Consider the following 12367-nt stretch of genomic DNA (forward strand, 5'->3'; position numbering starts at 1 on the left):
GGGTTATTCGGCCCATCCATGGGCCTCACCCCTTACGGGGCCGCTGAAAGCAGCGTTCAAATCCGCTCCATGCGGATTTGTCGTTCAGCCCAGTCACTTACTTATGTAAGCTCCTCGGGATTCACTTACTTGCTGCCTTCCTACAAATCGAATTATTTAGAGTATATGATATAAGTACCCACAGCTAAAATTATAAACGAAATATCTTTATATTCACGTAAGTTATGTTATGGATTGCATCATTATAAATTATTTTTAAACGCAGGGATTGTGAACATTATTCACAAAATGAATATATATAACTGCTCTATAAAATGATCAGTTCATTTATTTGAAGAGGATAATTATGATTATCGGTATTGACCTCGGGACGACTAACAGTCTGGCAGCGGTATGGCGAAATGGACAAAGTGAACTGATCCCCAATGCGTTAGGCAAGTTTTTAACACCCAGCGTAGTTTGTGTTGACGAAGATGGTATGGTTTTGACAGGGGAGGCAGCTCGTGACCTGCAACTCATCAAACCACAAAACTGTGCAGCCAATTTTAAACGCATGATGGGCACATCAAAGACGTTTAAATTGGGCGGACGTGAATTTCGGGCAGAGGAACTCTCATCGCTGATACTGCGTCAGCTAAAAGATGATGCTGAAAGCTATTTAGGTGAAGAGATAACAGAAGCAGTAATTAGCGTACCTGCTTATTTTGGTGATGTGCAACGCAAAGCAACAAAATTGGCAGCTTCAATGGCAGGCTTAAACGTCGAACGTTTAATTAACGAACCAACCGCCGCTGCACTGGCGTATGGTTTGCATAATAAAGATGATGAACATCAATTTTTGGTATTCGATTTAGGTGGTGGTACGTTTGATATCTCCATACTGGAGTTGTTTGACAATATTATGGAAGTACGAGCCAGTGCCGGGGATAACTTTTTAGGTGGTGAAGATATTGTCGATATCCTGATCGATGCATATTGCTCACGTATGGATCTTCCTGAAAATATTGAATGGCGTGAACCGACACTCCAACGCCATTTACGCATTGAGGCTGAGCGTGTCAAACGCGTGCTTAGTATGCGTGACGAAGCAACTTTCAGTGTGGAGATTGAAGGAAGGCGATATTACTGGCATCTGACCACAGAAAAATTTGAATTTTTATTACAGGCATTTTTCGAGCGAATCCGTATGCCACTGGAACGGGCAATTCGCGATGCAAAAATTAATATTAGCCAATTAGACCAGGTTGTTCTTGTGGGTGGCACTACACGTATGCCGCTGATTCGCAAACTTGTGACACAACTTTTTGGTCGTATACCGGCAATGCATTTAAACCCGGATGAAGTCATTGCTCAGGGCGCGGCTATTCAGGCCGCACTTAAAGCGCGGCACAGCGAATTACAAGATGTAGTAGTGACCGATGTTTGCCCTTATACACTTGGCGTTGATACCTCTAAATCGCTGGGGCATACCCGCGAATCAGGCTATTTTGCACCCGTTATTGAGCGTAACCGAAGTATTCCTTGTAGTCGCGTTCGTGCCTTTTATACGGCACATGATCAACAAACAGAGGTTAATTTTAAAATCTACCAGGGTGAAAGCAGGATGGTGGGTGATAATATTTTCCTTGCGGAGTTGTCAGTGAATGTTCCGCCAAAACCGGCCGGTAATGTGCGTATTGATGTTCGTTTTACGTACGACATTAACGGTATTCTTGATGTCGATATCAGCGTGCCACTGACAGGGGCTAAAAATAGTCTGGTTATTGAACAGAACCCAGGGGCATTAACGGCAGAACAAATACAGCAGTCGTTGTCCAAATTAAGCCTGTTAAAAATTCACCCACGCGATGAACAGATAAACCAGGCCTTTATTGCCCGTCTTGATAATCTCTGTCAACTCACCCTGGCGGAAACACGAGACTGGATAAGCAATTGCTCTCGTCAATTCAGTTATCTACTCGAGAAGCAGGATCCTGATCAACTAGCTGATTTTCGGGCTAAAGTTGAACCGACATTAGACTCTCTGGAATGGGAGCGTCTACAATGAACTGCTGGGAAATATTAGGTTTACAACCTGGCGCGGAAGAACGAGATATTAAGCGTCGTTATGCGCAACTGGTAAAAAATTGCCGCCCGGAAGATTCTCCCGAAGCCTGGCAACAATTGCACGATGCTTATGAACAGGCTTTACGTTATGACGACGAAGATCAGTGGCAAGAAGAGGAAGAAGAGCAACCGATCAATATATCCAGGGGTATTGTTCATCCTCGTCCTGTGATGACATTTCGCGCACTCAACACCTTTTCTGGTCATCCACTTCCTGATGTCACTATTAAATCAGAGGAGGAATTCACCTGGCAAGCCGTGCTGGATATGCTCTGTGAGGAGAATGAAGCAACCCCCGAACACGCCCCCATGCAACTTGCTAAGGCGTTATCTTTCCTTGAGAAAAAAGATCTCAGCTCACGAATGAGCTTTGAAGAAGCGTTATTACTGCATCTTCATCGGGTATTCCGGCCATTATTAACTCTCGCTGCTGCACAAACGTTCAGATGGCATTTAGTTGCAGGCAGCCGTCAACCAGCTATCCAGACAGAAATTAACGAAAGTTGTCTTCTTTATTCACGAATCGAAAAACAAATTACCCCTTTCTTTGGCAGTAACTCGTCTCCACTGGAAGAAATGGAAAACGGGAAGGAAATGGCTACGATTTATCAATCATTAAAGGATAATGAAGAGAGCCTGAAATGGTTTGATATCGCAGTATTAAATAAAGTCGCTGGATTTGAACTATCAGACAACTATATGGCATTGTTAATAGAGCGTTTATCATATTCCTGGCGAAAAGAAAAAATGATTCGCAAGTGGAAATTAACAGAACGCTTCAATAATTTAGCAATGCAACATCATAGTGGATATAAAAAGTTGCTAAATGCCATAAAATTAAAAGGTCTTTTTTATTATCCATCTTCTGTATTCCAGTCCTGCTTACATGCTGCAGAGCAAGGCTATTCACTTGCCTGGTATTCTCTTGGCAAAATGTATTATGAAGGTGATGAGGTTTCACAGGATCTAAAATTAGCCTTTAACTGGTTTACCCGCGCCGCGCAGCATAATGTTATCGATGCTCAGTATGCGCTGGGCATCATGTATCGCGATGGAAGGGGCACGGATAAGAATATTAGTGAGGCACGAAAATGGTTTTTACTTGCTGCCAAAAATGGCAACGCATCTGCGCAATATGAGATTGCCCGTATCTCACGCTTCGCTGTTGAGCCATTACGAAATTATGAAGAAGCATTACGGTGGTATTTATCTGCCGCCACACAAGGACATGAGCGTGCCCAGTATGATTTGGGACAAATGTATATACACGGGATTGGTGTGGCACGTAATAAGGTACAGGCCCATCGTTGGCTTTTGCAATCAGCAGAACAGGGATATTTATATGCGCAATATCATACTGCCAGGTTGTATAGCGAAAGTGAGAGTATTCTACAGGACCAGGAAAAAGCGCTGTACTGGTTTACCAAAGTAGCAAAAAATGGGACAGATGGGGCAGGGGAGGCCATGTATGAATTGGGGAAATATTATTTAACCAACAATGATGATCCTGAAAATAACGCAGAGGCTATTCAATGGATTACTGGTGCAGCGCAGCGTGGGCAAATAGAGGCGATATTTTTGTTAGCCGAAATGTATCTGTACGGTACAAAAGATACCATAAAAGATGAAAATCATGCGCTGCACTGGTACGAAAAAGCGGCGCGTTTAGGGTCGACCGAGGCGCAGCACCAGACTGCGGCAATGTATGCTCAGGGGACAGGCACTAAAATTGATAATAAACAAGCATGGATGTGGCTAACAATTGCCGGAAATAACAACCCCTGGATTGAAAAAGATGCGTTGCGATGCTTAATGTCGGAACAGGATATCCAGGATGCAGAACAAACGGCTGCAAATTGCAAACGTCTGCTAAGGATTTAATTAACTCAGGGAAAATCGTCTGGTTATAAGGAAAACCAGACGATTATAATAACGATTAAATTACACCCTGCGCCAGCATCGCATCGGCAACCTTCACAAAACCGGCAATGTTCGCACCCTGCACGTAGTTGGTTTGCTCACCTTCACCACCATGCTCGACACAGGCATGGTGGATATCCAGCATGATGTGATGCAAACGTGCGTCAACTTTCTCGGCTTTCCAGCCCAGGCGCGCAGCGTTTTGCGCCATTTCCAGGCCCGATGTTGCTACACCGCCAGCATTAGCCGCTTTACCCGGTGCAAACAGTACGCCTGCCTGCTGGAACAGTTCAGTCGCTTCGATGGTGGTCGGCATATTTGCCCCTTCGGCGACGGCTTTAACGCCAGTGGCGATAAGCTGATGCGCGGCGTCAACATCCAGTTCGTTCTGGGTGGCGCAAGGCAGGGCGATATCAACTGGTACAGACCACGGCTGTTGGCCTTCGAGATAGACAAGACCAAATTCTTTGGCGTAATCAGCCACTCGACCATCGCGGCTGGCTTTGATTTCGATAAGACGCGCCAGTTTCTCTTTCGTGAATCCGCTTTCATCAACTACAGTGCCACTGGAGTCTGACGCAGTGATCACACGAGCACCAAATTCCATCGCTTTTTCGATAGCGTATTGGGCGACGTTGCCGGAGCCAGAAACGGAAACGCGCATCCCTTCAAAACCCATACCGTGGCGTTTTAGCATTGCTTCTGTGAAATAAACCAGACCGTAGCCGGTAGCTTCCGGGCGAATAAGACTGCCGCCAAATGAAAGGCCCTTACCGGTGAAGACGCAGGCGGTATTGTTGGAGAGCTTTTTCATCATCCCCGCCATAAAGCCGACTTCACGACCACCAACGCCGATATCACCTGCCGGAACGTCGGTATCCGCGCCCAGGTGGCGATACAGTTCAGTCATCAGCGCCTGGCAGAAACGCATCACTTCGCCTTCGCTTTTACCTTTCGGGTCAAAATCGCTACCGCCTTTACCACCGCCCATCGGCAGGGTAGTCAGGGCATTTTTGAAGGTTTGTTCGAAGCCGAGGAATTTGAGAATGGAGAGGTTAACTGACGGATGGAAGCGCATACCGCCTTTGTACGGGCCGATGGCGGAGCTGAACTGCACGCGCCATGCACGGTTGACCTGTACCTGGTTGCGATCGTCAACCCATACCACGCGAAACTGGATCACGCGCTCCGGTTCAACCAGACGCTCCAGTAATGACATCTGACGATATTTTGGATTTTGTTCAAGAAAAGGCCAGAGTGTGGTCATTACTTCACGAACGGCTTGCGCGAACTCGGTTTGATTCGGGTCGCGCTTTTGGACATGGTTGAGGAATGACTCCAGAGAATATGTCTGATCCATAGATATAAAACCCTTATATATTAATACGATTGTGCTTATGTTGTTTATGTCATGTGCTTTTGCAGTTTTCGACTATACCATCAAGAATGTGACGGTAAGCAAGAAAAAAATGACCCAGGAAAGCAAATTAATAACGAGAGTAATCTCATAACCAAATGCGATAACTCAGACGCTAAAGTTATGCCGCCCGGCTACCGTTATTAGTAGCAGAGACAATAACGTTAAGGAGTTCCCTGTGAGTCGAGCATTGTTCGCCGTAGTATTAGCATTTCCATTAATTGCACTGGCTAACCCGCATTATCGTCCGGACGTGGAGGTGAACGTACCGCCAGAAGTGTTCAGTTCAGGCGGGCAGTCAGCGCAGCCCTGTACTCAGTGCTGCGTTTATCAGGATCAAAATTATTCTGAAGGGGCGGTAATTAAAGCCGAAGGAATACTGCTGCAATGCCAGCGGGATGACAAAACCCTTAGCACTAATCCGCTGGTCTGGCGGCGCGTAAAGCCATAAACGCCTCTAATAATGGAATGTCAGCAGGGGCCAGAGGATATTGCAGCGCCTCTTCAGGTGAGCACCAGACCAGCGCCTGATGTTCATGTGCCTGTAACGTCCCGTGGAAGTCGGGTACGTGCCAGGCATGAAGATGGATAATCCGCCCCGACACTTCTCGCTGATGGCTGGCAACATACTCACCCACAGTTGCTTCGATGCCCAATTCTTCGCGTAACTCACGCACCAGCGCCTGCCGCTGGCTTTCATCCGGCTCGACTTTACCACCAGCAAACTCCCATAATCCCGCCTGATCGCTATGGGCGGGGCGTTGCGCGAGTAAAATTTTGCCATCACGTTCGATGATGGCGGCAACAACTTCAATCATATTCATAAATTACACACGGGCAGATAAGCGAAAAATGCCATAATATCCGCACTGTTGCTCAATCAGAAAGGCTTTATATTTAAGGAGTGCCTGTGTTAGACCGCCATCTTCATCCCCGAATTAAACCTTTGTTGCATAAGTGTGTGAAGGTGCTGGATAAACCCGGCATTACGCCAGATGGTTTAACATTAGTGGGATTTGCCATCGGCGTGCTGGCACTGCCGTTTCTGGCGCTGGGCTGGTATCTGGCGGCGCTAATCGTCATTTTGTTGAACAGGCTGCTTGATGGTCTGGACGGCGCGTTGGCGCGGCGAAGAGAACTTACCGACGCGGGCGGCTTTCTCGATATTTCTCTCGATTTTCTTTTTTACGCACTGGTGCCTTTTGGGTTTATCCTCGCCGCACCGGAGCAAAACGCCCTGGCAGGCGGCTGGCTGCTGTTTGCGTTTATCGGCACGGGCAGCAGTTTTCTCGCTTTTGCTGCGCTGGCGGCGAAACATCAGATTGATAATCCCGGTTATGCGCATAAATCGTTTTATTATCTGGGCGGGTTAACCGAAGGCAGCGAGACGATTTTGCTGTTTGTCCTGAGTTGCCTCTTTCCGGCCTGTTTTCCGTGGTTTGCGTGGGTATTTGGTGCGCTGTGCTGGATGACGACCTTTACGCGGGTATGGAGTGGGTATCTGACGCTGAAGTCGCTCCAGCGTCAGTAATTGCAATGTTATTTGCTGCTGTCCGGGCCGCGTTCACCGGTTGCTACCGGATTTTTTGGATCGCTGCTCCATTCGTACCAGCCGCCGTCGTAAACGGAGACGTTATTCCAGCCCATTGCTCGTGCGTACATAAAGGTTTCGGACGCGCGCCAGCCGGTGCCGCAGTAGAATGAAACTTGCTGATCTGGTTTGATATTCCATGCTTCCCACATAGCGGTAATATCATCGGCGCTACGCATGGTGCCATCCGGGTTATGGAAATCTTCCATATGCGTCGAGTCGCTACCAGCGTGTCCCCAACGTGCTCCGGCTATTTCACCTTTTGGTTTAATATAGCTGTAACCGCTGGTCGTACCGATAAATTCTGGCCACGAACGAATGCTCACCAGCGATGCATCCTGGCGATGCAGCAGTCCACGCGCCTGTTCCATATCAAGCATTAGTTGCGGTTGTGCCGGGATCTTCACGCCGAAATCCGGTTCCGCTTTCACTTTCGGTGGCGTTCCGCGCTCAACGGGCAGTCCCGCGTCGGACCAGGTTTGCCAGCCGCCATCCAGCAGGCGGACATCTTTCACGCCAGCGTAGAGCATAATTTGCGCCACACGCGCTGCGGCGTAAACATCACGCCCGTACAGAATGACCGTGGTGTCATGACGAATGCCGTGCTTCGCCAGCATTGCTTTAAGTTGTTCGTCAGAAACTTTGTTCCACAGCGGCTCGCTTTCAACTTCGTTGGTATCGATGTAGTCAGCGCCGGGAATATGGCTGATAAGGTAAAGCTTAGGAGCGCCCCAGGCCGCTTCAATGACTTTCCAGTCACCGGCAGGTTTCGCCGTAACCTCTTTACCTTGTTGCAGGTCGTGCAGCCATTGCGGATAAACCAGCTGCTCAAAGTGCGGCAGTTTTTGCAGACGGGAAGGTTCGCTTAGCGCGTCACTCAGGATGGAGATATGCGTAAAACCTGCTTTTTGCAGGCGCGCTTTTACCGCGTTGACATCTTTGTCATTGCCATACAATGCGACCGGAGCATCGGCTTTCAGGTTATGTTGCTTGATCCACGCGTTAAGCTGTTCGGTGCTCATTTTGTCGAGCCAGCTAGCAGAGAGGTTTAAGGCGGCAGGTTCATGACCAGAAGGGCCATTTAAGGTTTGTGGCCAGCCGTTATAAAACGCGCTGGGGCGAGTATCTATCGCTTTGCCATTTTGTTGTTGAAGCTGGTCAAGTGTAAGAGGCTTCGCCAGTTCAGCGGCCCACGAAGAAGCGCAAGCCAGCCCTAAAGCCATTGCCAGCACGGTCATTTGAGAAACACGTTTCATCGAAAATCCCGACATTGTAGTTTTGAGTGCGCCATTCTGAACTGACGCATTGGGAAAAACTTTGCGTTATCGCAGTTTGTTGTAATTTTCTGACCACTGCGCCATATCCAGAACAGAACTATCAGCAGGAACATCCTGGAGATCGTGCGTTACCTGAACGACGGGGATCGCCAGGGCGCGAACTTCGCTGAACACCCACTGGCGAAAATTATCGCGCAGAGCTACATCAAGACGGCTGAATGGCTCATCCAGTAGCAACGCTTTTGGCTGAGCGAGAAGGGCGCGAAGCAGAGCAACGCGCGCTCGCTGACCGCCAGACAAAGTGGCAGGATCCTGATGGAACATACCGCCAAGCCCCGCACGCTCCAGCGCATCATTTACCGCATCGCGCCTTGCAACACCTTTGAGTGCCGCTGGCAGAGCCAGCAGTAAATTTTGCCCGACGCTGAACTGGTCAAATAACAGTGCATCCTGGAAAAGAATGCCAATCTGACGCTGTGCGGTGGATAGCATGTCAATCCGTTGCTCATTGAGCCATAGCTCACCTGTACAAGAAAACTGTCCGGCCAGCGCACCAATCATCCATGAAAACAGTGTGGATTTTCCACAGCCAGACGGCCCCATTAACGTGACAATGTCACCTTTATCCACCGTAAAGTTAACGTTTGTCAGCAAGCGGCTTTCTGGTAAACGTAGCGAAACATTTTTCACGCAGAGCATTAGCGGAGTCCTTGTCTGACATAACCTACCCATTTTGCGACTAACGCGGTCAGGGCAAAAATAATAAGCGGTAATAGAAGTTGCCATAAAGCCTGGGCGGCGAGAATACCGTTGCTGCCGCCGCTGCTTAATGCCACCGCTTCAGTGGTGAGCGTCGGAAAACGCCCCGCGCCCAGCCACAGCGTCGGCATATACTGCGCAATACTGACTGAAAATCCCACCGCGAAGGTAATCAGCGCAGGGCGCAACATGAGTGGGCATTTCACGTAAAAGAAGATTTTGGCCCGCGACCAGCCCAGTGTTTGCGCAATCAAAATTAACCGTGAATCAATGCGCAGCCAGGCGGGTTGCAGGATAAACAGCATCCACGGCATTACCCACAGCAGATGCCCCCAGACCACCGCTGTCCAGCTCCCATCTATGTTCAGCCATAGCGCCAGCATGTACTGGCCCGCCACCAGTGGCAGAGCGGGTAATAAAATGGGCAACCATAGCCACAACTGGCGACGCTGTGGCCCCCATTCCAGCCACAGCAGTAACAGGAGCAAAGCGATGAATGTCGCCACCAGCCCCATTGTCAGGCTGTTGATGAGCGCTTCACTATTGATCGTCGACTGATCCGCGAGGATCGCCAGCAGAACCACACACAGCACACCGGTTAAGGGTAAAAAAATCGCCAGCGTAATCCCTGGCAATAAAGGCGTGGCAGGCTTACGAACGCCATCTACGCGGGGAATAGTACGCCGCCAGCCACGCCATAGCAGATAGCCCAGCAAAACGTAGGCGGCGAGTAACAGCATCAGCAGCAGGCTGGCGAGTGCGCCTTTCCCTTGTTGATCGGCGTCGCCCTGAGTTAACCACTGCCAGCTAATTACTGCCAGCGTCGGGGGATTACCTGGCCCAAGAATAATCGCCACATCCACGACCGACAGCGACCAGGCAACAATCGCCAGCATCGCCATTGCCAGCGCAGGCGCGACGGAGGGCAACAGTAGCCAGTTCAGGCATTGCCAGCGGCTGTAGCCCAGCGAATCCAGCACAATGAGTTGCTGCAACAGCCGTTTTTCGCTCAATACTGCCGCTAAGATCCACAGCAGAAATCCGCTTTCTTTCACCGCCAGGGTAAAGCCCAGCCCAATACCCAATTTGTCCATTGGCGGAGTGAAATATGGGAAATAGTCATAAAGCAGCCCTCCGTCAGCAAAGAGCAGAAGGGCGCTGGTGGCAAAAGCCACATGGGGAATGGCGAGCAGCCACGGCAGACGGGCGCACATACGCTGCCATTTCGGCCCAGGCCACAGCGCCACAACCACCAGCAGGGCAATCAACAAAGCGCCGACCGCTGCGATGGTTGTCGACACCAGCGTTGCCAGTAATGCCTGCGGTAACTGCGGGTCGGCAAATAACGTCTGCCAGTGTGTCAACGACAAAGCAGGCGATATCAGCGTGAGAGCTGCCGGGATCAGCGGTGCATAAATCACCGCTACCATCGCCCACAGCAAAAAGATTAATGCGTACCGTAACGGTGTAGCCATTCTTGTTCCAGCGCATTTACCCAACCTGCGTGCGGTTCAGCCAGTACCGGCGGCAGATCCTGCGGCATTCTTGATTGCAATTTTTCGCGCTGCCCGTCAGGCAGTTTTTGCGGATCGAGAACCGAAGGATCGCCCCAGACAGCAGGGTCTGCTTTACGCAGTTGTGCATCGGGTGAGAGCAGGAAATTGGCGACAACCTTCGCCGCAGCACTGGCATTCGCGTTAGCAGGAATGGTGACGAAATGCACGTTGCCAATCATTCCCTCGCTAAAGCCAAAGCTGTAACTGCTGGCGGGTAAATCGCCGCTGGCAATTTTTTGCTGCGCATGAGCAGGGTTAAAGGTCAGCGACAGGCGCAATGTACCGGCTTTTAGCAGGGCATCCATCCGTGCAGGCGAAGGCGGAAAATCCTTTCCTTCGCGCCATAAATACGGATGCAGCGTATCAAGATATTGCCACAAGGGCGCAGTGACACGGGCGAAAGTCGCATCGTCCGGCGCTTCTTTTAACGCGGCGGGGTCTGGCGTCAGCATAATCAGCAACTGTTCAAGAAACGCCGTGCCGGTAAAGTCCGGTGGGCGCGGATAGGTAACCGTGCCGGGATTGGCTTTAGCAAACTCCAGCAACGCTTGCGGCGTTTGTGGTGGCTGTGGCGTAACATCGCGGCGGGCGATAAACGTCAGTTGTGCGCCGCCCCAGGGCGATTCAGCCCCTTCTGTAGGCACTGAAAAATCTTCCCGCACCGGCAGCTGTGTGTCGACATAGCGCCAGTTGGGCAGAGTCTCCGCCCAGCCTGTTTGTAATAAATTGGCCTCTTTTAAGGTGCGGAAGTTTTCGCCGTTCACCCAGAGCAGATCCACCGAACCGCCTGTTTTGCGTCCGGCAGCAGCTTCGGTCTGAATGCGCTTCACCGCGTCTGCGGCATCCGCGAGACGAACAATCTTCAGGTTTATAGCGTAATGGGTTTTCATCTCGCCGCTAACCCAGTCGAGATAGCGGTTAATTGCCGTATCGCCGCCCCAGGCGTTAAACCAGACGGTTTGCCCTTTGGCCTCATTTTTAATTTCCTGCCAGTCACTGGCATGTGTTGCCAAAGAAAACAGCGATAACAATCCCAGCAACCACACACAATGGCGCATCATCTCTCCTTAGGAATAAAACTAGATGTATAATCTATTGTTTTTTCATTTGTTGTTTTGTTTGTGTTTTTTAGGGGCCACCAATAAGGCCCCTTGCGCAGTTCGAATTCTTCTGGTGCTATTTTTCCTCTTTTTTCTGTCTTCCTCCATTATTCTGTTTGACTCGATGTTCTGTATTACGAAATCGAATTAGAGGGCAGATACTTAGAAATTACCAGTTCAGCTTTCCATTAGTTCCGGATGTTTAAACGTGATATGCGCGGAGCCCTTCTTAAAGTATCTGATACTGAACATCTCATCTTCATAGCACTCTTTACCCTGAACAGACTGGATGTGCCATCCTGATGAATGGTTATGTTTTTCCCGTTGCCGGGGATGGGGGTGCCGCTGAACAGATGTAGCATTCTTTCCAGGTCGGCGAGTCGGTCAGTCTGTTGTCCGGTGATAAGATGAAATCCCCACCGGTCCCATCTCACCAGATTGTTGATAATGATTTTACTTCCAAATTTACAGGGAGAGTTGGTTTTATAATTCCAGCTCAGTTCCCTGAAGACGTTAATCACTCCCCGCTTAAACACTTCATCCTTATTCTGGTGCAGTTGTTCAAATGTGCTCAGAATGTTCGCTTCACTGATTTCCGGAAAATTATCATATTCCAGTGACCTGTACCATGTATCACGTGC

Annotated in this window: 10 protein-coding genes and 1 pseudogene; 4 read left to right on the top strand and 7 right to left on the bottom strand. The window is 49.6% G+C overall.

The features are described 5' to 3' along the window. The first annotated feature begins 346 nt into the window (after positions 1-346). Positions 347-2047, top strand: coding sequence for an Hsp70 family protein (locus ACJHYR_RS13660; RefSeq protein WP_072837368.1), 1701 nt, complete (start codon positions 347-349; stop codon positions 2045-2047). Beyond that, positions 2044-3987: a J domain-containing protein gene (locus tag ACJHYR_RS13665; protein WP_059328160.1), complete on the top strand. Its 1944-nt coding sequence runs from the start codon at positions 2044-2046 to the stop codon at positions 3985-3987. Before ACJHYR_RS13660 ends, ACJHYR_RS13665 begins: the two co-directional genes overlap by 4 nt. A 55-nt stretch (positions 3988-4042) precedes the next feature. On the opposite strand, the gene gdhA is transcribed toward ACJHYR_RS13665, so the two are convergent. Beyond that, positions 4043-5386, bottom strand: a complete 1344-nt coding sequence (gdhA, locus tag ACJHYR_RS13670; RefSeq protein WP_000373046.1) for an NADP-specific glutamate dehydrogenase — start codon at positions 5384-5386, stop codon at positions 4043-4045. Between the two features lie 235 nt (positions 5387-5621). Between gdhA and ACJHYR_RS13675 the strand changes: the two genes are divergently transcribed. Beyond that, entirely contained in the window at positions 5622-5894 is a 273-nt protein-coding gene (locus tag ACJHYR_RS13675) for a YnjH family protein (protein WP_000085240.1), read from the top strand. Here the strand turns inward: ACJHYR_RS13675 and nudG are convergent. Continuing rightward, positions 5860-6267, bottom strand: a complete 408-nt coding sequence (gene nudG / locus ACJHYR_RS13680; RefSeq protein WP_001055956.1) for a CTP pyrophosphohydrolase — start codon at positions 6265-6267, stop codon at positions 5860-5862. The genes ACJHYR_RS13675 and nudG overlap by 35 nt on opposite strands. An 86-nt stretch (positions 6268-6353) precedes the next feature. On the opposite strand from nudG, the gene ACJHYR_RS13685 reads away from it, so the two are divergent. Beyond that, complete coding sequence (locus ACJHYR_RS13685) at positions 6354-6974, top strand: CDP-alcohol phosphatidyltransferase family protein (RefSeq protein WP_001587133.1); 621 nt, start codon at positions 6354-6356, stop codon at positions 6972-6974. An 8-nt stretch (positions 6975-6982) separates the two neighbouring features. Here the strand turns inward: ACJHYR_RS13685 and ynjE are convergent, their stop codons facing one another. From ynjE to ACJHYR_RS13710, 5 genes and pseudogenes are all read right to left on the bottom strand, one after another. Further along, positions 6983-8290: a thiosulfate sulfurtransferase YnjE gene (ynjE, locus tag ACJHYR_RS13690; RefSeq protein ID WP_001587132.1), complete on the bottom strand. Its 1308-nt coding sequence runs from the start codon at positions 8288-8290 to the stop codon at positions 6983-6985. Positions 8291-8356: 66 nt separating this feature from the next. Next, positions 8357-9010, bottom strand: a complete 654-nt coding sequence (locus ACJHYR_RS13695; protein WP_001587131.1) for an ATP-binding cassette domain-containing protein — start codon at positions 9008-9010, stop codon at positions 8357-8359. After that, on the bottom strand, positions 9010-10545 hold the full coding sequence (locus ACJHYR_RS13700) for an ABC transporter permease subunit (protein WP_000224996.1): 1536 nt from the start codon (positions 10543-10545) through the stop codon (positions 9010-9012). The genes ACJHYR_RS13695 and ACJHYR_RS13700 overlap by 1 nt, the downstream gene beginning before the upstream one ends. After that, positions 10518-11684 carry an ABC transporter substrate-binding protein gene (locus ACJHYR_RS13705; protein WP_001587129.1) on the bottom strand — a complete coding sequence of 389 codons (1167 nt, stop codon included), beginning with the start codon at positions 11682-11684 and terminating at the stop codon, positions 10518-10520. The genes ACJHYR_RS13700 and ACJHYR_RS13705 overlap by 28 nt, the downstream gene beginning before the upstream one ends. A 219-nt stretch (positions 11685-11903) precedes the next feature. Continuing rightward, a pseudogene (locus tag ACJHYR_RS13710) lies at positions 11904-12367 on the bottom strand (DUF4942 domain-containing protein); the annotation flags it as partial.

Source organism: Escherichia sp. WS1450 (genome assembly GCF_046487395.1).
Taxonomy (GTDB): Bacteria; Pseudomonadota; Gammaproteobacteria; order Enterobacterales; family Enterobacteriaceae; genus Escherichia; species Escherichia coli.